Below are 19,312 nucleotides of genomic sequence, written 5' to 3'. Positions count from 1 at the left end.
GGCGGCGGGTCAGTCGTTGGGGGTCCAGTACTCGGCGAGGCGGCCGACGCCGTGCTCGACGCTCTTCCAGGGGCCGGTGAACCCGACCACGGCGAAGGCGGCGGTCGGGAAGCCGCCGCGCGCCATCCGGGCGAGCGCGTCGCCCTCGCCGCTGCCGGAGAGGGCGTCGGCGAGCGCGTGCATGCCGGGGTTGTGGCCGATGACCAGCAGGTCGGCGACGTCGTCCGGGGTCTCGTTGACCAGGGCGATCAGCTCGCCGAGCGATGCCTCGTAGAGCCGCTCCTCGTACACGGTCCTGGGGCGCTCGGGCATCTCGTGCACGGCCAGTTTCCACGTCTCACGCGTTCTGGCGGCGGTCGAGCAGAGGGCCAGGTCGAAGACGATCCCGGAATCGGCGAGCCTGCGGCCCACCATGGGGGCCTCCATACGGCCGCGCTCGGCCAGCGGCCGCTCGTGGTCGGACTCCTGCGACCATTCCGCCTTGGCATGCCTGAGAAGGACGATCCTGCGAGATGTATCGGCGCTCATACACCTCAGCTTCGCATGAAACGCGCCAGCCGGCGCAGGGTGTTGGAGGCTTCGTGCCCCGGGGCCGGAGGTCAGCGGGTCACCAGCTCCACGAGGTGCCGCAGCAGCTGGCCGGTCGCCGATTCACCGGTGGCGGCCTGCGCCTGGCCCGGTCCGGCGATCAGCAGCAGGAGCGCGGCAAAGGCCACGGCGGGCAGCGCGATGGCCCACCACGGCAGCCGTACGTCGACGCCGCTCGGCTCCGGACGGGTGGTGTGCGTACGGGCCGGCATGTCCGCCTCCGTGGGTGGTCGGTTCTGATACTCAGAACCTACGGAGACGGGGGCACCGCTCCCATCCGGTGACCCACCCACTTCACCCTGACCCTGGCCCCCTAGGGGATGGGGGTGCTAGCCCCACCCTCCGCCGGGCCGGGGCGTCACGGGGACGCGAGGGAGGCGATGACGCCGACGACGACCGTGATCAGCAGCATGGCCCCGAAGACGAGGAGCAGCTTCTTCTGACCGTTCTGGGGATTCGGATCGAGCACAGGTGACATGGCCCCAGTCTCGCATCTCAGGATTCGTCCTCGATCGTCCGGTCCCGCCCGGCCAGGACGCCCACGACCATCTGCGGCACCATCAGGGCGGCCATCAGCGCGATCGGCACGCCCCAGCCACCGCTGTGCTGGTAGAGCACGCCGACCAGGAGCGGTCCGGGGATCGAGATCAGGTAGCCGGTGGACTGGGCGAACGCGGACAGCCGGACCACTCCGGCGCCGCTGCGGGCCCGCATCCCGATCATCGTCAGGGCGAGCGGGAACGCGCAGTTCGAGATGCCCAGGAGCAGCGCCCAGGCCCAGGCGCCCCCGGAGGGGGCCAGGTAGAGGCCCGCGTAGCCGGTGAGGCCGCAGGCGCCGAGGAAGACGACGATCGGGCCCTGGGTGCGCATCCGGGCGGCGACGCGCGGGATCACGAAGGCGAGCGGGACGCCCATGGCCATGGTGACCGCGAGCAGGACGCCCGCGGTGCCGGCGGAGACCCCGGCGTCCCGGAAGATCTGCGGCATCCAGCCCATGGTGATGTACGCGGCGGTGGCCTGGAGGCCGAAGAAGCAGGCGAGGGCCCAGGCGGTCCGGCTGCGGGTGATCCGGAGCTCCGGGGCCCCGGGCCGCGCGGCGGCCGGGACCGGCTCGTGGGCGGTGGCCCGGGCCCGCAGCAGCGGGATCCAGGGCAGGATCGCGGCGGCGGCCAGGACGGCCCAGATGCCGAGTCCGGCCTTCCAGCTGCCGCCCATCGCGTCGGTCAGGGGCACGGTCACGGCGGCGGCGAGCGAGGTGCCGAGGGCCAGGGCCATGGAGTAGAGCCCGGTCATGGAGCCGACGCGGTCGGGGAACCAGCGCTTGACGATCACCGGCATCAGGACGTTGCTGACGGCGATGCCCATGAGGGCCAGGGCGCTGGCGGCCAGGAAGCCCGCGGTGCCGCCGATCAGGGGGCGGATCACCAGGCCCGCCGTGATGGCGACCATGCCCGCGCAGACCACCGCGCCGGGGCCGAAGCGGCGGGCGAGGCGCGGTGCCATGACGCCGAAGACCGCGAAGCAGAGCGGGGGCACGGAGGTGAGGACCCCGGCGATGCTGCCGCTCATGTGCAGCCCGTCCCGGACCTCTTCGAGGAGGGCTCCGAGGCTGGTGATGGCGGGGCGGAGGTTGAGCGCGGTGAGGACGAGCCCGATGGCGACCAGGCGCAGCGTCCACGGCGAGGGGCCGGTCCGCGGGGCGGGGGCGTCGGCGCGGGTGGCTGCCGGGGCGCCGGGGTTCAGGGTCCCGGTCGCGGTCTGGGGAGTCGTCTCTTCGTCACGCATGGGGCCATCATAGAATCATGGGATGATTGATTGTCCATTCCGTCCGCCCACCGGACCCTGAGAAGATCGGGCCCATGAGCAGTTGCGACCGAGGAGCACCATGGCGCTGACGTCCCCGAGGCGTTCGGCACTCGCCGACCAGGTGATTGCCCAGCTGAGGAACCAGATCACCACGGGCGAGTGGCCGGTGGGTTCCCGCATCCCGACCGAACCCGAGCTCGTCGAGCAGCTGGGGGTGGCCCGTAACACCGTCCGTGAGGCGGTCCGGGCGCTCGCGCACAACGGGCTGCTGGACATCCGGCAGGGCTCTGGCACCTACGTGGTCGCCACCAGCGAGCTGGCCGGGGTGATGCACCGCCGGTTCGCCTCGGCGGACCCGCGCCACATCGCGGAGCTCCGGTCGACCCTGGAGTCCTCGGCGGCGCGCCTGGCGGCGGTCCGGCGCACCGACCGGGACCTGAAGCAGCTGGACGCGCTGATGCGGCGGCGCGAGGAGACCTGGGCCGCCGGGGACGCCGAGGCGTTCGTGGCCGCCGACGCGACACTGCACCTGGCCGTGGTGGCCGCTTCCCACAACGACGTGCTGACGGGGCTCTACGCGGACCTGGGCGACCTGCTGCGGGACTACCTGCGCGGCGACGTCGGCCAGGAGCTGCGGCCGGAGAACCACATGGACCACAGCCGCCTGGTCGAGGCGATCCGGGCGGGCGACGCGGAGACGGCGGCGACGGAGGCCGCGAGCCACGCGCTGACCTGCCTGGCGGACCGGGTCTAGCCCTGGGCCCTAGGCCTTGGGCGCCGCGCTGTGGGTGACCCAGGCGGAGGCGACTTCCTTCCAGCAGCGGTCGGCGAGGCGCACCGTGCGCCCCGGTCCGACCGTCACCGGCTTGGAGTCCGCGTCCACGTCCCACCAGCGGGCGCACTCGGTGTGCAGTTGGACGCGGTCGGCCGAGGGGTACGGGTTGTGGCAGTAGGCGACGACCCGGGAGCCCTCGACCGACGTACGGCACTCGGAGCCGGCGGGCTCGGGGCTGGGCGCGGGCGGCGCGGTCGCACCAGCGGCTCCGACGTGCCCGGCGGCGTACAGACCGGCCGGGACGAGCAGCGCGGCGACGACCGCGCCGGAGGCCAGCAGGGAACGGGTTCGGTGAGGTGTGCGTCGCACAGCGATCTCCTCCCCACACCTGGCCGGAAGTCCGGTTCCTCCACATTCTGCGGTGGATCGTCCGTCTTTTCGACCTGAGCGCGGCAAGGGCGTACGCACGGCGGAAAACGACCGCGCACCGCCTCCGGGGACTCCGGGGACGGTGCGCGGTCGGAACGTACGGGACCGGGAGGTCAGGCGCCCATCATGTGCACGCCGCTGTCGACGTGGATGATCTCGCCGGTGGTCCTCGGGAAGAAGTCCGAGAGCAGCGCGACGATGCCGCGGCCGGCCGGCTCCGGGTCCTTCATGTCCCAGGCCAGCGGCGCGCGGGTGTTCCACACGTCGGCGAGCCCGTCGAAGCCCGGGATGGACTTGGCGGCCATCGAGCCGAGCGGTCCGGCCGAGATCAGGTTGCAGCGGATGCCGTCCGGGCCCAGGTCGCGGGCCAGGTAGCGGGAGGTGGCCTCCAGGGCGGCCTTGGCCGGGCCCATCCAGTCGTACTGCGGCCAGGCGAACTGCGCGTCGAAGGTGAGGCCGACGATCGAGCCGCCCTCGCTCATCAGCGGCTTGCACGCCATGGCGAGCGACTTCAGCGAGAACGCCGAGACGTGCATCGCCGTGGAGACCGACTCGAACGGGGTGTTGAGGAAGTTGCCGCCGAGCGCGTCCTGCGGCGCGAAGCCGATGGAGTGCACGACGCCGTCCAGCGAGCCCAGCTCGTCGCGGACCAGGCCGGCGAGGCGGTCCAGGTGCTCCTGGTTGGTCACGTCCAGCTCGATGACCTTGGCGGGCTTGGGGAGCTTCTTGGCGATGCGCTCGGTCAGGGTGGGCCGCGGGAACGCGGTGAGGATGACCTCCGCGCCCTGCTCCTGCGCCACCTTGGCGGCGTGGAACGCGATGGACGACTCCATCAGCACACCCGTGATGAGGATGCGCTTGCCGTCGAGAATTCCGCTCATGGTGATCAGTGACCCATGCCCAATCCGCCGTCAACGGGGATGACGGCTCCAGTGATGTACGACGCGTCGTCGGAGGCGAGGAAGCGCACCGCGGCGGCGATCTCCTCGGGCTGCGCGTAACGCGCGAGCGGCACCTGGGCCACGATGCCCTTGCGCTGCTCCTCGGTGAGCACCTGCGTCATGTCGGTGTCCACGAAGCCGGGCGCGACGACGTTGAAAGTGATGTTCCGCGAGCCGAGCTCGCGCGCCAGGGACCGGGCGAATCCGACCAGACCGGCCTTGGACGCCGCGTAGTTGGCCTGGCCGGCCGAGCCGAGGAGGCCGACGACCGAGGAGATCAGGACGACGCGGCCCTTCTTGGCGCGCAGCATGCCGCGGTTGGCGCGCTTGACGACCCGGAAGGTGCCGGTGAGGTTGGTGTCGAGTACGGACGTGAAGTCCTCCTCGGACATGCGCATCAGCAACTGGTCCTTGGTGATACCGGCGTTGGCGACCAGCACCTCCACGTTGCCGTGCTTCTCCTCGATCTCCTTGTAGCCCTGCTCCACCTGCTCGGGGTCCGTGATGTCGCAACGGACCGCGAGAACACCGGCTTCGGTGAGCTCGGCGGGCGGCTCGCCGGAACGATAGGTGATCGCGACCTTGTCGCCGTTGTCGGCGAAAGCGCGGGCGATGGCGAGGCCGATGCCCCGGTTTCCTCCGGTGACGAGAACCGAGCGGCTCAACGGATCACCCTTTCGTTAGCGGTCTGGTACCTCGGAAACCTATCGGTACCGTCCGCGCGGCGGAGAATCGGCCCCTGACAGCGCCTTTGGCCGGGCACTGTCGGGTTCCTACAGTCCGAGGTCCGGGCCAGCCCGGGGAAATCGTCCGTGACGGGACGTGGGCCGTGCTTCACTGCCTCGTAAACGATCCGAGGGTATGTGACCGCGAAGGAGAGGCCGCCCGTGCCCCATGAGGTAGATCAGTCGTTCCTGGCGCTTCCGCTACGGGCTCTCGCCGACGCGGCGCTCGCCCGGGCGCGGGCGCTCGGGGCGGCGCACGCCGACTTCCGGTTCGAGCGGGTGCGCAGCGCCACCTGGCGGCTGCGGGACGCCCGGCCCGCCGGGGGCTCCGACACCACCGACCTCGGTTACGCGGTCCGCGTCGTGCACGGCGGGGCCTGGGGGTTCGCCTCGGGCGTCGACCTGACGATGGACGCGGCGGCGCGGGTCGCCTCGCAGGCCGTGGCCATGGCGAAGCTGTCGGCGAAGGTGATTGCGGCGGCGGGCTCCGACGAGAGGGTGGAGCTGGCGGACGAGCCCTCGCACGGGGAGCGGACCTGGGTCTCGGCTTACGACGTCGACCCCTTCGACGTACCGGCCGGGGAGAAGGCCGGACTGCTCGCCGAGTGGAGCGCGCGGCTGCTGGCGGCCGAGGGCGTGGCGCACGTGGACGCCTCGCTGATGGCCGTGCACGAGAACAAGTTCTACGCGGACACGGCGGGCACGGTCACCACGCAGCAGCGGGTCCGGCTGCACCCGGAGTTCACGGCCGTGGCGGTGGACTCGGCGACCGGCGAGTTCGACTCGATGCGCACCATCGCGCCGCCGGTGGGGCGCGGCTGGGAGTACCTGACCGGGACCGGCTGGGACTGGGCCGGTGAGCTGGAGCGCATCCCCGGGCTGCTGGCCGAGAAGATGCGGGCGCCGAGCGTGGAGGCGGGGACGTACGACCTGGTCGTGGACCCGTCCAACCTGTGGCTGACGATCCACGAGTCGATCGGCCACGCCACGGAGCTGGACCGGGCGCTGGGCTACGAGGCGGCCTACGCGGGAACGTCGTTCGCCACGTTCGACCAGCTGGGCAAGCTGGCGTACGGCTCGCCCGTGATGAACGTGACGGGCGACCGCACCGCCGAGCACGGGCTCGCGACGATCGGCTACGACGACGAGGGCGTCGAGGCGCAGTCCTGGGACCTGGTGAAGGACGGGACGCTGGTGGGCTACCAGACGGACCGCCGCATCGCGAAGCTGACGGGCCTGGGCCGGTCCAACGGGTGCGCCTACGCGGACTCCCCCGGCCATGTCCCCGTCCAGCGCATGGCGAACGTGTCGCTCCAGCCGGATCCGGGCGGGCTCTCCACGGAGGACCTGATCGGCGGGGTCGAGCGCGGGATCTACGTGGTCGGCGACCGGTCCTGGTCGATCGACATGCAGCGGTACAACTTCCAGTTCACCGGGCAGCGGTTCTTCCGCATCGAGAACGGGAAGCTGGCCGGACAGCTGCGCGATGTCGCGTACCAGGCGACGACGACGGACTTCTGGGGCTCGATGGAGAAGGTCGGTGGCCCTCAGACATACGTGCTGGGCGGCGCCTTCAACTGCGGCAAGGCCCAGCCGGGCCAGGTCGCGGCGGTCTCGCACGGCTGCCCGTCGGCCCTGTTCCGGGGCGTGAACATCCTCAACACGACGCAGGAGGCCGGGCGATGAGCCGCGTCAGCAAGCCGTACGAGATCGTCGAGCGGGCGCTCGACCTGTCCACCGCCGACGGCTGTGTGGTCATCGCGGACGAGGAGTCGTCGGCCAATCTCCGCTGGGCCGGCAACGCGCTGACCACCAACGGGGTCACCCGGGGCCGGACCCTGACCGTCGTCGCCACGGTCGACGGCGCCGAGGGCACCGCCTCCGGCGTGGTGTCCCGGGCCGCCGTCACCACGGACGACCTGGAGCAGCTGGTCCGGGCCGCCGAGGCCGCCGCGCGCTCCGCGGGACCGGCCGAGGACGCCCAGCCGCTGGTCACCGGGGTGCCCGCGTCGCCCGACTTCACGGACGCGCCCGCCGAAACGGACTCCGAGGTGTTCGCCGCGTTCGCGCCGGCCCTCGGCGACGCCTTCGCCCGGGCCCGGGCCGGAGGGCGCGAACTGTACGGCTTCGCCCACCACCAGATGACCTCCACGTACCTGGGCACCTCCACGGGGCTGCGGCTGCGCCACGACCAGCCGAACGGCACGCTGGAGCTGAACGCGAAGTCGCCCGACCGCACCCGTTCCGCCTGGGCGGGCCGCTCCACGCGGGACTTCAAGGACGTCGACCCGGCCGAGATGGACGCGGAGCTGGCGCGGCGGCTCGGCTGGGCGGAGCGCCGGATCGAGCTGCCCGCCGGGCGGTACGAGACGCTGCTGCCGCCGACCGCGGTCGCCGACCTGCTGATCTACCAGCTCTGGTCGTCCACGGCGCGGGACGCGACGGAGGGCCGGACGGTGTTCTCCAAGCCGGGCGGCGGTACCCGGCTCGGCGAGACGCTGTCCCCGCTGCCGCTGACCCTGCGCAGCGACCCGCACGCGCCGGGCCTGGAGTCGGCGCCCTTCGTCATCGCCCACTCCTCCGGCGACGGCGGCTCGGTCTTCGACAACGGGCTGCCGCTGGCCCGGACGGACTGGGTCGCCGACGGCCGCCTGGAGCGGCTGACGACGACCCGGCACACCGCGGCCCTGACGAAGCAGCCGCTCGCCCCGGCGATCGACAACCTCCTCCTGGAGGGCGGGGGCGACCGGTCGCTGGAGGAGATGGTCGCCGCGACGACCGGCCGCGCGCTGCTGCTGACCTGCCTCTGGTACATCCGCGAGGTGGACCCGGCCACGCTGCTGCTGACCGGGCTGACCCGGGACGGCGTCTATCTGGTGGAGGACGGCGAGGTGGTGGGCGAGGTGAACAACTTCCGGTTCAACGAGTCCCCGGTCGACCTGCTGTCCCGCGCCACCGAGGCGGGCCGCACCGAGAAGACGCTCCCGCGCGAGTGGGGCGACTGGTTCACCCGGGCCGCGATGCCCGCGCTGCGCATCCCGGACTTCAACATGAGCTCGGTCAGCCGGGGCGTGTGACCGGCCTAGACTGACCCGTACAACTCACTGCCGTAAGGAGCACAGGAACCGTGACGGACATCGTCGACGAGCTGAAGTGGCGCGGGCTGTTCGCCCAGTCCACCGACGAGGACGCATTGCGCAAGGCTCTCGCGGACGGTCCCGTCACGTTCTATTGCGGCTACGACCCGACCGCGGCGAGCCTGCACGTCGGCCACCTGGTGCAGGTGCTCACCATGCGCCGGCTCCAGCAGGCCGGGCTGCGGCCGCTCGCCCTGGTGGGCGGGGCCACCGGCCAGATCGGTGACCCCCGGCCGACCGCGGAGCGCACGCTGAACGACCCGGAGACCGTCGCCCAGTGGGTGACCCGGCTGCGGTCGCAGATCGAGCCGTTCCTGTCCTTCGAGGGCGAGAACGCCGCGGTCATGGTGAACAACCTGGACTGGACCGCGGGCCTGTCCGCGATCGAGTTCCTGCGGGACATCGGCAAGCACTTCCGGGTCAACAAGATGCTGACCAAGGAGTCCATCGCCCGCCGGCTGGAGTCCGACGAGGGCATCAGCTACACCGAGTTCAGCTACCAGCTGCTCCAGAGCATGGACTTCCTGGAGCTGTACCGCCGCTACGGCTGCACCCTCCAGCAGGGCGGCAGCGACCAGTGGGGCAACCTCACGGCCGGCCTGGACCTGATCCACCGCCTGGAGCCGGGCGCCGAGGTGCACGCGCTGGCGACGCCGCTGATGACGAAGGCGGACGGCACCAAGTTCGGCAAGTCCGAGGGCGGGGCCGTCTGGCTCGACGCCGAGATGACGACGCCGTACGCGTTCTACCAGTTCTGGCTGAACGTGGACGACCGGGACATCTCGCGCTACATGCGCATCCTCAGCTTCCGGACCCCGGCCGAGCTGGAGGAGCTGGAGAAGGTCACGGAGGAGCGCCCGCAGGCTCGGACGGCGCAGCGCGCGCTGGCCGAGGAGCTGACGACGCTCGTGCACGGGGCCGACCAGTGCGCGGCGGTCGTCGCCGCGTCGAAGGCCCTGTTCGGCCAGGGTGACCTGGGCGAGCTGGACGAGGCGACGCTGGGCGCCGCCCTGTCCGAGGTGCCGCACGCCCGGGTCACCGAGCTGGGCCCGCTGGTGGACCTGCTGGTGGAGGCCGGTCTGGCGCCGAGCAAGTCGGGGGCGCGGCGCACGGTCAAGGAGGGCGGCGCGTACGTGAACAACGTGAAGGCCGTCGACGGCGAGGCCGCCCCGGCCCGCGAGGAGCTGCTGCACGGGCGCTGGCTGGTGCTGCGCCGGGGCAAGAAGAACCTGGCGGCGATCGAGGTCACGGCCGGCTGAGCCGTACCCGTACCGACGGAGAAGCGGCCGGACACGTCACGCGTGTCCGGCCGCTTCGTCCGTTCCGGGAGTCCCGGAGGGGATTCAGGTGCGCTGTCTGTTGCCCCGCAGCGAGGCGTACAGCATGTCGCCGACACCGACGATCACCACCGCGCCGATGAGCTGGAGCACATGGCGCGTCCAGTCGATGCCCTTGGTGTCGTTGACGCCGATCCACGTGGCGACAGCATTTCCGAGGATGCTGCCGATCATGCCGCAGATGACCGTCAGCCAGAGGGGGATCTGCTGCTTGCCCGGCAGGATCGCCTTGGCGATCAGTCCGAGCACCAGGCCCACGATGATTGCCCACAACCAGCCCATGTGCTGCCTCCTTGTGCGACGCCGTGTCGCGCATGTCCCGCCCAGTCTCGGTGCTGGGGCGTCCCGCCGCACGTCGGGCGGGTCCGTGCGGACGAGAGCCGGTATGTACGCAAATGGCGTGCCCCGGTCTCGTAGGCGGTGCGGGCCGGGCGTAGCGTAGGAGCGGCCGGTCCGGGTCCGGGGAAGGTTGGTGGGGACGTGGTGCGCAAACAGGGTGGTGCGGAGGTCTTCCGGATCACGGGTGCCCGGCAGGGGCTCGCCGACGATGTGCGCGGCAGACAGCGCCGCTATGTGATCTCGATGTCCGTGCGCACCGTGTCGGTGGTGGCCGCCGCGCTCCTGTGGAACGTGGAGCGGCACATCGCGTTCGTGGCGCTCGGCCTCGGGGTGCTGCTGCCGTACGTGGCCGTCGTGATCGCCAACGCGGGCCGCGAGACCAGCCCCGCGCTGCCGTCCACGTTCGTCCTGCCGCCCCAGTCGTACCCGGCGCTCGACGCCGGTACGGCCGTGCCCTCACCGCAGTCCGGACGCGGTTTCCGGTCTCCGGATGGGCCGGAGCACGACTGAGCCCAGGACGGGCCCAAGCTCAAGAAAAGCTCAGATCAATCATGACGTTCCGGTGCACCGCGTCCAGGTGTGCGTGCCATACTTTGTAGGCGCTCCGCATCCCCCGTCGGAGCGACGGACCGACGCCGGGCAGCTCCCCCCGTGGCTGCCCGGCGTCGCCTTTTTTCGGCAGCGGATGCGCCGCGGGGTGGCCCATCTGCCCCGGCCCGCATAGAGCCCGTCAGACCGCTGACGGGCTCTTCTTCATGCACCCTCGCGCCCTCTCGAAGCTCAAGAAAAGCTCAGATCGCTCATGAAGTTCCAGTGCACCGCATCCAGGTGTACATGCCATAGTTGTCGCCCTGGGCTGGCGCCAACCCCTCAACGCCCAAGCGAAAGGGGTCACCTCACATGACACACGGACCGCGGAGACACCCGCTCGACGGACTGGATGATCACCGCAACTGGCTGATCATCGTCATCGTCATCGTCGCGGCTGCACCATGGATCGGTGAGCAATCTTCCGCTGCCGCGCTCACCCTGCTCACGGCCGCGCTCCCCGCAGCCGCTCGGGCTCGCCGTGAGCGCACGACCTGATCACACCATCGACGGCAAGTGCTCGGCCCGGGAGTCCAGGCCGAGCACTTCGCACGTCAGCGCCCACTTCCACTCAGCCGACGGGCCGTCGGGCTTCCGGAAGTCGAGAGATTAGGGTTGAGGCCGTGAACTTCCCCGACTCCTCCGCCGAGAACCCCGCCGCCGCCCCCGTCTGTTCGGCCAAGGGCTGCCGGGCCGATGCCGTCTGGGTGCTGGCGTGGAACAACCCGAAGCTGCACACGCCGGAGCGCCGCAAGACGTGGCTGGCCTGTGAGGAGCACCGGGAGCACCTGTCCTCGTTCCTCGGGGTGCGGGGGTTCCTCAAGGACGTGGTGACGCTGGCGGAGTGGGAGTCGCGGCCCGCGGCCCCGTGAGCGGGCGGGGTCAGCCGCCGATCGCGGACATGGGGCGGTCGGGCTGGAGGAAGCTCGGGTCGTCGAGGCCGGACCCCGCCTTCTTGCCCCACATCGCCTGCTTCCAGAGGCGGGCGATCTCCTCGTCGGGCGCGTCCGACCGCAGCGCCGCGCGCAGGTCGGTCTCCTCGCGGGCGAACAGGCAGGTGCGGACCTGTCCGTCGGCGGTGAGCCGGGTGCGGTCGCAGGCCCGGCAGAAGGGCCGGGTGACGGAGGCGATGACGCCGACCCGGTGCGGTCCGCCGTCGACGGTCCAGCGCTCGGCGGGGGCGGAGCCGCGCTCGCCGTCGTCCTCGGGGGTGAGGTCGAAGCGGGTGCGCAGCGAGTCGAGGATGTCGCCCGCGGTGATCATGCCGTCGCGCTTCCAGCCGTGCTGGGCGTCCAGCGGCATCTGCTCGATGAAGCGGAGCTCGTAGCCGTGCTCGACGGCCCAGGCGAGCAGGTCGGGGGCCTCGTCGTCGTTGAGCCCCGGCATCAGGACGGTGTTGACCTTGACGGGGGTGAGCCCGGCCTCGTGGGCGGCCTCCAGACCGGCCAGCACGTCGTGGTGGCGGTCGCGGCGGGTGAGGGTCTTGAACACCTCGGGCCGCAGGGTGTCGAGCGAGACGTTGACCCGGTCGAGACCGGCGTCCTTCAGGGCGGCGGCGGTCCGCTTCAGCCCGATGCCGTTGGTGGTGACGGACATCCTCGGGCGGGGGTCCAGCTCGGCGCAGCGCTGGACGATGGAGACGAGGCCGGGGCGCAGCAGCGGTTCGCCGCCGGTGAAGCGGACCTCGGTGACGCCGAGCGTGGTGACGGCGATGCGGACCAGCCGGACGATTTCGTCGTCGGTGAGCAGGTCGGGCTTGCCCAGCCACTGCAGGCCCTCCTCGGGCATGCAGTACGTGCAGCGCAGGTTGCACCGGTCGGTGAGCGAGACGCGCAGGTCGGTGGCGACCCGTCCGTAGGTGTCGATGAGCATGGTGGGCCCCCTCCCCCGGTGACTTCCCGGTCGCGGTAGCTGACTCTTTCGAGCCTACGCGAGAGCGGTGGAGGCGGAGGGGGCCCGTTTGGCACGAGGTGCGGCGAGGCCGCGTCGTAGGACCCTACGACGCGGCCTCGTACGGGCCTGACCTGGGCGTGGTCAGTGGGCTCCGATGCCGGTGAGGGACTTGACCTCCAGCTCGGCGTACTTGCCCTTGTCCGGCTCCTCCTTGGACAGGAGCGAGCCGATCCAGCCGAGCAGGAAGCCGAGCGGGATGGAGATCAGGCCGGGGTTCTCCAGCGGGAACCAGGCGAAGTCGACGCCCTTGAACATCGAGGTCTTGTCGTTGCCGGAGACGACCGGCGAGAAGAGCACGAGGATCACGGAGGAGGCCAGGCCGCCGTAGATCGACCACAGCGCGCCCTGGGTGGTGAAGCGCTTCCAGAAGAGGCTGTAGAGGAGCGTCGGCAGGTTGGCGGAGGCGGCGACGGCGAAGGCGAGGGCGACGAGCCCGGCGACGTTCATGTCGCGGGCGAAGGCGCCCAGGACGATCGCGGCGGCGCCGATGAAGACGGTGGCCCAGCGGGCGGCCTTCATCTCCTCCTTCTCGGTGGCCTTCCCCTTGCGGATGACGTTGGCGTAGATGTCGTGGGCGAAGGACGAGGAGGAGGCGAGGGTCAGTCCGGCGACGACGGCGAGGATGGTGGCGAAGGCGACGGCGGAGATGACGGCGAGCAGGACGGCGCCGCCGGTGGTGCCGACCCCGCCGAGGTATTCGGCGAGCTGCGGGGCGGCCGCGTTGCCCGCCGGGTTCTTCGCCTTGATCTCGTCCGGGCCGATGAGCGCGGCGGCGCCGAATCCGAGGGCGATCGTCATCAGGTAGAACGCGCCGATGATGCCGATGGCCCAGTTGACGGACTTACGGGCGGCCTTGGCGGTGGGCACCGTGTAGAAGCGGATCAGGATGTGCGGCAGGCCGGCGGTGCCCAGGACCAGGGCGATGCCGAGGGAGAGGAAGTCGAGCTTCGAGGTGCCGGTGGCGCCGTACTTCAGGCCGGGCTCCAGGAACGCGGAGCCGTGGCCGCTCTTCTCGGCGGCGGTGCCCAGCAGGTCGGAGACGTTGAAGTCGAACTTCCACAGCACCAGGAAGGTCATCAGGATGGCACCGGCGATGAGCAGCACGGCCTTGACCATCTGGACCCAGGTGGTGCCCTTCATGCCGCCGATGGTGACGTAGACGATCATCAGTACGCCGACCAGCGCAACGATGAGGATCTTTCCGGCGTCGCTGGTGATGCCGAGGAGCAGCGAGACCAGAACGCCCGCTCCCGCCATCTGTGCCAGCAGGTAGAAGATCGACACGACGATGGTGGAGACGCCCGCCGCGGTGCGCACCGGGCGCTGGCGCATCCGGTAGGCGAGGACGTCGCCCATGGTGTAACGGCCCGAGTTGCGCAGGGGTTCGGCGACGAGCAGGAGCGCCACCAGCCAGGCGACGAGGAAGCCGATGGAGTAGAGGAAGCCGTCGTAGCCGAAGAGGGCGATGGCACCGGCGATGCCGAGGAAGGACGCGGCGGACATGTAGTCGCCGGAGACCGCGAGTCCGTTCTGGAAGGCGGTGAACTGCCGCCCGCCCGCGTAGAAGTCGGAGGCGCTGCGGGTCTGGCGGCCGGCCCAGACGGTGATGCCCAGGGTGGCGGCGACGAAGACCGCGAACAGGGTGATGATCAGCGGCCGGTGTTCGGTGGCGGACGCGGCGAGGGTGACGGCGTGCTGGGAGTGGTACGCGGCGCTCATGCGTCGGCCTCCATGCGGTCCTTGATGGCCTCGGCCTTCGGGTCCAGCTTCGCGTTGGCGTGCCGCGAGTAGAACCAGGCGATGAGGAAGGTGGTGAGGAACTGGGCGAGGCCGAAGACGAAGGCCACGTTGATGTTGCTGAACACCTTGGTGCCCATGAAGCCGCCCGCGTAGTTGGAGAGCAGCACGTACAGCAGGTACCAGAGGACGAAGGCGATGGTCAGCGGGAAGGCGAACGAGCGGTAGGAGCGGCGCAGTTCGCCGAACTCCGCGCTGCCTTGCTCCGCGAGGAACGCCTCGGTCGTGGGCTGGGCAGGGGTCTTCTCCGTACTGCCCTCGGGCGGCGGTGCATCGGTAGCCACGGATTCTCCTCGCGACGCGGGTGCGGTGGTGGGGACGTTCGGTTGCACTGGGGACCTCGTGTTCGGGGGGTGGTGGTGCGCTTCCCCTGACAACGGCACGCAACGCGCGGCGAAGCGGTTCACTTGGGTTCGCGGCTTCTCCGCATCACCCCTTCGGGTGGTCCGATGTGCACGTGTTCGCGCGAATCGATTGATGTGCCGGGATGATCGGCGCTAGCTTCACTGGTCATGTACGCGACTGGACACGCCCCGTGTCCGGTCGGCTGACACGGATGAAGTGGAGACTCCATGGCTCATCTGGTATCCGGACGGACGCGCGCACTGACGCTGCCCGTCGGATTGGCCCTCACCGCCTCGCTCGGCTTCCTGCCGGCGGGGGTCGCCTCCGCCGCCCCGGCGGGGCACGGTGCCCCCGCGGCGGCGGTGCCGGCGGACGGACCGGAACTGTCGTACGTGGTCAACACCCAGGGCGGTCCGGGCACCGTCAAGCAGGTGCGCAAGGCGATAGAACGGGCCGGCGGCACGGTGGTGATCGCCTACGACCGGATCGGGGTCATCGTCGTCCACTCGAAGAACCCGGACTTCGCGAAGACGGTCCGCGAGGTCAGGGGCGTCCAGTCGGCGGGCGCCACGCGCACCAACCCGATCGTGCCCCAGGCCACCAAGGACATCGGGGTCGAGCAGCCCCTGACGGCCGCGCAGGAGAAGGCCGCGGCGGCCGAGGCGACGGCGGACCAGGACCCGATGGAGCCCTTGCAGTGGGACCTGCCGGCCATCAAGGCGGACAAGGCCCACCAGAAGTCGCTGGGCAGCTCCAAGGTGACCGTCGCGGTCATCGACACCGGCGTGGACGACACCCACCCGGACCTCGCCCCCAACTTCGACCGCGCCGCCTCCGCGAACTGCGTGTCGGGCGCCCCGGACACCACGGACGGCGCCTGGCGCCCGAAGACCGGGGAGAGCGACCACGGCACCCATGTCGCCGGCACCATCGCGGCGGCCAAGAACGGCATCGGCGTGACGGGCGTGGCGCCGGGCGTGAAGGTCTCCGGCATCAAGGTCGGCAACCCGGACGGCTTCTTCTACACCGAGGCCGTCGTCTGCGGCTTCGTCTGGGCGGCCGAGCACGGGGTGGACGTCACCAACAACAGCTATTACACCGACCCGTGGATGTACAACTGCAAGAACGACCCGGACCAGGGCGCCCTGGTCGAGGCCGTGTACCGGGCCACCCGGTACGCCGAGCTGAAGGGCGCGGTCAACGTCGCGGCTGCCGGGAACTCCGCCGAGGACCTGGCGGCGGACTCCATCGAGGACACGGGCAGCCCGAACGACTCCACCCCGGGCGGCCGGACCGTCGACCCGCGCCAGTGCCTGGACATCCCGACGATGCTCCCGGGCGTCGTCACGGTCTCGGCGACGGGCGCGAAGGGCCTGAAGGCGTCGTACTCGAACTACGGGAACGGGGTCATCGACGTGGCCGCGCCCGGCGGGGACTCGACGATCTACCAGACCCCCGAGCCCCCGGCGACGAGCGGCCTCATCCTCTCGACGCTGCCGGGCGGCAAGTACGGCTACAAGGCCGGTACGTCGATGGCGTCCCCGCACGTCGCCGGCGTCGTGGCCCTGATCAAGTCGAAGCACCCGTACGCCCCGCCCGCCGCGGTCAAGGCGCTGCTGGCGCTGGAGGCGGACGCGAAGGCGTGCGACGCGCCGTACGACATCGACGGCGACGGCACGGCCGACGCGGTCTGCGAGGGCGGTAAGAACCACAACGGCTTCTACGGGGCCGGTGTGGTCGACGCGCTGGACGCCGTGCGCTGGTGAGCCCGGGGTCCGGGGGCCGGTGCGTCCCGGCCCCCGGACCGCCGGATCACGGGTGGTTCACGGCGTGATTCACGGCGTGATTCACGGCGTGATGAGGACCTTCAGCGCCGTGCGCCCGTCCATCGCCTTGTAGCCGGCCGGTACGTCTTCGAGCCCGACGGACAGGTCGAAGACGGGCGAGGGGTCGATGGTGCCGTCCAGCACGTCGGGCAGCAGCTCCGGGATGTACGTGCGCACGGGGGCGACGCCGCCGCGCAGCGCGATGTTCCGGTTGAACATGTCGCCGAGGTCGAGCCCGGTGCCGCTGCCGTGCGGGACGCCGACGTAGCCGATCGCCCCGCCGTCCCGGGCGATGCCGACGGCGGTGCGCATCGACTGCTCGGTGCCCACGGCCTCGATCACGCAGTGCGCGCCCTCGCCGCCGAGCAGCTCCCGTACGGCCGCGACCGCCGCGTCGCCGCGCTCGGCGACGACGTCGGTGGCGCCGAAGTCCCGGGCGATGTCCGTGCGCGCCGTGTGCCGGCCGAGCGCGATGATCCGCTCGGCGCCGAGCCGCTTGGCGGCCATCACTCCGCACAGCCCGACGGCCCCGTCCCCGACGACGGCGACGGTCGAACCGGCCCGTACGCCCGCGCCGACCGCCGCGTGGTGGCCGGTGCCGAGCACGTCGGAGAGGGCCAGCAGGCCGGTGAGCAGCCGGTCGTCGGAGGCCGCGGCCGCGGGCAGGGCGACCAGGGTGCCGTCGGCGTGCGGGACGCGGACGGCCTCGCCCTGGCCGCCGTCGGAGCCCACCGAGCCCCAGAAGCCGCCCTGCGGGCAGGAGGTGGTCAGGCCCTCGGCGCAGTACGCGCAGGTGCCGTCGGACCAGACGAACGGGGCGACGACCAGGTCCCCGGCGGAGAACCCGCGCACCTCGGACCCGGCCTCCTCGACGATCCCGAGGAACTCGTGGCCGATGCGCTGGCCCGGCTGCCGGGCGGACTCACCCCGGTAGGCCCACAGGTCACTGCCGCAGATGCAGGCCCGCAGGACCCTCAGCACCACATCGGTGGGCTGCTGGATCACCGGGTCGGGCACCTCCTCGACGCGTATGTCGTGGGGGGCGTGGATAACGGTGGCGCGCATGCGTGGGGGTCCTTGCTGATCTCAGATGCTGATACTCCTTTCACGGTACGCCCCCGAGCCGGCTTCCTGCCGGGCCGGGGCGAGCGCACCCAGGGTGAGCAGGAGCTGCGCGGCGACGTAGGTGAGCATCACCCAGAAGCCGGGGGCCGGGAGCTGCGGCCAGTCCGCGATGCCGGTGGCGATGAGCGCGTCGGAGAGCAGGAAGAGGGCCCCGCCGGTCGCCGCGTACCGGCCGAGGACGCCGGAGCGGTACGCCATGGCGGTCAGCAGCAGGCTGTACCCGGCCATCGGGATCCGCAGCCCGCCCGGCAGCCCGTCCCAGATCAGCACGAGGAACACGGTGAGCACGACGGCGTACACGAGCGCCGGAATCAGCGCCCCGCGCGCCCGCCCGAACAGCACCAGATAGCAGACGTGCCCGGCGGCGAACCCGGCCATCCCGACGAGGAACGCCGGGTCGGAGTCGATCAGCAGGAACACGTCGCCCGCCCAGCCGCACAGCAGCGCCGCGATCAGCAGCCTCGGCCCGCGCCGGGCGAGGGCGTACCCGGCGAGCAGCGGCATCAGGAGCGGCTTGGCGCCGAGGTGGAGCCAGTCGGGGCCGGTGAGCACGCCGACGAGGTCGACGGCGCACGCGACGAGGAAGGCGATGAGCAGGGGGCGGGCGAGGCGCTCGTTCATGCGGTGCCCTCGGGGGCGGGCGCGGCGACGGGGGCGGGCGCGGTGGTCGCCGGGGCGGTACGGGCCGAGGCCGGCTGCCAGCCCGGGCCCCGGAAGACGCGCCCGGCCCGCTCGCCCCAGCCGTCGGCCGCGCGGACGTCGCGGGCGATGGCGGCGTACTCGTGGGTGGCGACGCGCAGCGGGTTGTACGTGTGGATGTTCTTGGTGAGCCCGTAGACCGGCCGCGTCGTCTCCTGGGCGAAGGAGCCGAACCAGCGGTCCCACACGATGAGGATGCCGCCGAAGTTGCGGTCGAGGTAGCCGCCCTGCGAGGCGTGGTGCACCCGGTGGTGGGAGGGCGTGTTGAGCACGTACTCGAAGGGCCGGGGCAGCTTGCCGATCCGCTCGGTGTGCACCCAGAACTGGTAGACGAGGTTGGCCGACGAGCAGAACGCGAGCGCCGCCGGGTGCACCCCGCACGCGATGAGCGGCAGATAGAACGGCCAGGACGTCAGCGAGGTCCAGGGCTGGCGCAGCGCGGTGGAGAGGTTGAACTTCTCGCTGGAGTGGTGCACCACGTGGCAGGCCCACAGGATGCGGATGACGTGGTGGCCGCGGTGGGACCAGTAGTAGAAGAAGTCCTGCGCGAGCAGCATCAGCAGGACCGTCCACCACAGGACCGGGACGCGCAGCGGCGTCAGCTCGTACACCGCGGTGTAGATGGCGACGATGGGCACTTTCCACATCAGGTCGAAGACCAGGCTGCCCAGCCCCATGGTGATGCTGGTGGCGGCGTCCTTCGCCTCGTACCCGGCGGCGTCCTCGTCGGGATGGAAGTGGTGCAGCGCCATCTCCAGGACGGTGAGCAGGACGAAGGCAGGTATGGACCAGAGCACTACGTCGGGCAGGTTCGTCGGCATGCCTGCACGGTAGGGCCGGGGTCGGCCGGGGACCAGATGTTGTTACCAACAAGTATGGGAGACCTCCCGTCGGCGCTCTTT

Annotated in this window: 22 protein-coding genes; 8 read left to right on the top strand and 14 right to left on the bottom strand. The window is 71.2% G+C overall.

Features of this window, described 5'->3' with window-relative positions; all coding sequences use genetic code 11:
• Positions 1–9: 9 nt before the first annotated feature.
• From AMK18_RS26660 to AMK18_RS26650, 4 genes are all read right to left on the bottom strand, one after another.
• Positions 10–528 carry a SixA phosphatase family protein gene (locus AMK18_RS26660; RefSeq protein WP_073864778.1) on the bottom strand — a complete coding sequence of 173 codons (519 nt, stop codon included), beginning with the start codon at positions 526–528 and terminating at the stop codon, positions 10–12.
• A 71-nt stretch (positions 529–599) separates the two neighbouring features.
• Positions 600–800, bottom strand: a complete 201-nt coding sequence (locus tag AMK18_RS26655; RefSeq protein ID WP_018104730.1) for a hypothetical protein — start codon at positions 798–800, stop codon at positions 600–602.
• Between the two features lie 146 nt (positions 801–946).
• Entirely contained in the window at positions 947–1,057 is a 111-nt protein-coding gene (locus AMK18_RS35535; RefSeq protein WP_018104729.1) for an SGM_5486 family transporter-associated protein, read from the bottom strand.
• A 26-nt stretch (positions 1,058–1,083) separates the two neighbouring features.
• Positions 1,084–2,373: a CynX/NimT family MFS transporter gene (locus tag AMK18_RS26650; RefSeq protein ID WP_073864777.1), complete on the bottom strand. Its 1,290-nt coding sequence runs from the start codon at positions 2,371–2,373 to the stop codon at positions 1,084–1,086.
• Positions 2,374–2,473: 100 nt separating this feature from the next.
• On the opposite strand from AMK18_RS26650, the gene AMK18_RS26645 reads away from it, so the two are divergent.
• A complete protein-coding gene (locus AMK18_RS26645) occupies positions 2,474–3,148 on the top strand; it encodes a FadR/GntR family transcriptional regulator (protein ID WP_018104727.1) in 675 nt (224 codons plus the stop codon).
• A 9-nt stretch (positions 3,149–3,157) separates the two neighbouring features.
• Here the strand turns inward: AMK18_RS26645 and AMK18_RS26640 are convergent, their stop codons facing one another.
• The 3 genes from AMK18_RS26640 to fabG form a co-directional block, all read right to left on the bottom strand.
• Positions 3,158–3,538: a hypothetical protein gene (locus AMK18_RS26640; protein WP_073864776.1), complete on the bottom strand. Its 381-nt coding sequence runs from the start codon at positions 3,536–3,538 to the stop codon at positions 3,158–3,160.
• Between the two features lie 173 nt (positions 3,539–3,711).
• Positions 3,712–4,479: an enoyl-ACP reductase FabI gene (gene fabI, locus AMK18_RS26635; RefSeq protein WP_073864775.1), complete on the bottom strand. Its 768-nt coding sequence runs from the start codon at positions 4,477–4,479 to the stop codon at positions 3,712–3,714.
• Positions 4,480–4,484: 5 nt separating this feature from the next.
• The gene (gene fabG / locus AMK18_RS26630) at positions 4,485–5,204 is read right to left on the bottom strand and encodes a 3-oxoacyl-[acyl-carrier-protein] reductase (RefSeq protein ID WP_018104724.1); all 720 of its coding nucleotides are present in this window, start codon (positions 5,202–5,204) and stop codon (positions 4,485–4,487) included.
• Between the two features lie 222 nt (positions 5,205–5,426).
• On the opposite strand from fabG, the gene AMK18_RS26625 reads away from it, so the two are divergent.
• Genes AMK18_RS26625 through tyrS form a run of 3 tightly spaced genes read left to right on the top strand, consistent with a single transcriptional unit; the run spans position 5,427 to position 9,660 of the window.
• Entirely contained in the window at positions 5,427–6,950 is a 1,524-nt protein-coding gene (locus AMK18_RS26625) for a TldD/PmbA family protein (protein WP_073864774.1), read from the top strand.
• The gene (locus AMK18_RS26620; RefSeq protein WP_073864773.1) at positions 6,947–8,341 is read left to right on the top strand and encodes a metallopeptidase TldD-related protein; all 1,395 of its coding nucleotides are present in this window, start codon (positions 6,947–6,949) and stop codon (positions 8,339–8,341) included. The genes AMK18_RS26625 and AMK18_RS26620 overlap by 4 nt, the downstream gene beginning before the upstream one ends.
• Before the next feature lie 50 nt (positions 8,342–8,391).
• A complete protein-coding gene (gene tyrS, locus AMK18_RS26615; protein WP_018104721.1) occupies positions 8,392–9,660 on the top strand; it encodes a tyrosine--tRNA ligase in 1,269 nt (422 codons plus the stop codon).
• Positions 9,661–9,744: 84 nt separating this feature from the next.
• On the opposite strand, the gene AMK18_RS26610 is transcribed toward tyrS, so the two are convergent.
• Entirely contained in the window at positions 9,745–10,020 is a 276-nt protein-coding gene (locus AMK18_RS26610) for a GlsB/YeaQ/YmgE family stress response membrane protein (RefSeq protein ID WP_018104720.1), read from the bottom strand.
• A gap of 198 nt (positions 10,021–10,218) precedes the next feature.
• On the opposite strand from AMK18_RS26610, the gene AMK18_RS26605 reads away from it, so the two are divergent.
• From AMK18_RS26605 to AMK18_RS26600, 3 genes are all read left to right on the top strand, one after another.
• Positions 10,219–10,587, top strand: coding sequence for a DUF3099 domain-containing protein (locus AMK18_RS26605; protein WP_073864772.1), 369 nt, complete (start codon positions 10,219–10,221; stop codon positions 10,585–10,587).
• Between the two features lie 390 nt (positions 10,588–10,977).
• On the top strand, positions 10,978–11,163 hold the full coding sequence (locus AMK18_RS34665; protein WP_143202278.1) for a hypothetical protein: 186 nt from the start codon (positions 10,978–10,980) through the stop codon (positions 11,161–11,163).
• Positions 11,164–11,288: 125 nt separating this feature from the next.
• Positions 11,289–11,537 (top strand): hypothetical protein, encoded by a 249-nt coding sequence (locus tag AMK18_RS26600; RefSeq protein WP_073864771.1) that lies wholly within the window; start codon positions 11,289–11,291, stop codon positions 11,535–11,537.
• A gap of 10 nt (positions 11,538–11,547) precedes the next feature.
• Here the strand turns inward: AMK18_RS26600 and moaA are convergent, their stop codons facing one another.
• From moaA to AMK18_RS26585, 3 genes are all read right to left on the bottom strand, one after another.
• Complete coding sequence (gene moaA / locus AMK18_RS26595) at positions 11,548–12,537, bottom strand: GTP 3',8-cyclase MoaA (protein ID WP_073864770.1); 990 nt, start codon at positions 12,535–12,537, stop codon at positions 11,548–11,550.
• A 162-nt stretch (positions 12,538–12,699) separates the two neighbouring features.
• Positions 12,700–14,337, bottom strand: a complete 1,638-nt coding sequence (locus AMK18_RS26590; RefSeq protein ID WP_018104716.1) for a solute symporter family protein — start codon at positions 14,335–14,337, stop codon at positions 12,700–12,702.
• Positions 14,334–14,699, bottom strand: coding sequence for a DUF485 domain-containing protein (locus AMK18_RS26585; protein ID WP_073864769.1), 366 nt, complete (start codon positions 14,697–14,699; stop codon positions 14,334–14,336). The genes AMK18_RS26590 and AMK18_RS26585 overlap by 4 nt, the downstream gene beginning before the upstream one ends.
• Positions 14,700–14,987: 288 nt before the next feature.
• Between AMK18_RS26585 and AMK18_RS26580 the strand changes: the two genes are divergently transcribed.
• Entirely contained in the window at positions 14,988–16,526 is a 1,539-nt protein-coding gene (locus tag AMK18_RS26580) for a S8 family peptidase (protein WP_073864768.1), read from the top strand.
• 81 nt (positions 16,527–16,607) lie between these two features.
• Here the strand turns inward: AMK18_RS26580 and AMK18_RS26575 are convergent, their stop codons facing one another.
• From AMK18_RS26575 to AMK18_RS26565, 3 genes are read right to left on the bottom strand one after another with little or no spacing between them, the layout of a single operon-like run.
• Positions 16,608–17,651: a zinc-dependent alcohol dehydrogenase family protein gene (locus tag AMK18_RS26575; RefSeq protein WP_073864767.1), complete on the bottom strand. Its 1,044-nt coding sequence runs from the start codon at positions 17,649–17,651 to the stop codon at positions 16,608–16,610.
• A gap of 21 nt (positions 17,652–17,672) precedes the next feature.
• Complete coding sequence (locus tag AMK18_RS26570; protein WP_018104712.1) at positions 17,673–18,332, bottom strand: lysoplasmalogenase; 660 nt, start codon at positions 18,330–18,332, stop codon at positions 17,673–17,675.
• A complete protein-coding gene (locus AMK18_RS26565) occupies positions 18,329–19,231 on the bottom strand; it encodes a sterol desaturase family protein (protein ID WP_073864766.1) in 903 nt (300 codons plus the stop codon). Before AMK18_RS26565 ends, AMK18_RS26570 begins: the two co-directional genes overlap by 4 nt.
• Between the last annotated feature and the right edge of the window lie 81 nt (positions 19,232–19,312).

The sequence above is a fragment of the Streptomyces sp. CB01249 genome, assembly GCF_001905735.1.
In the GTDB taxonomy this organism is placed as follows: Bacteria; Actinomycetota; Actinomycetes; order Streptomycetales; family Streptomycetaceae; genus Streptomyces.
The sequence above is the reverse complement of the archived record's forward strand: the minus strand, read 5'-3'. Positions and strand labels throughout refer to the sequence as shown.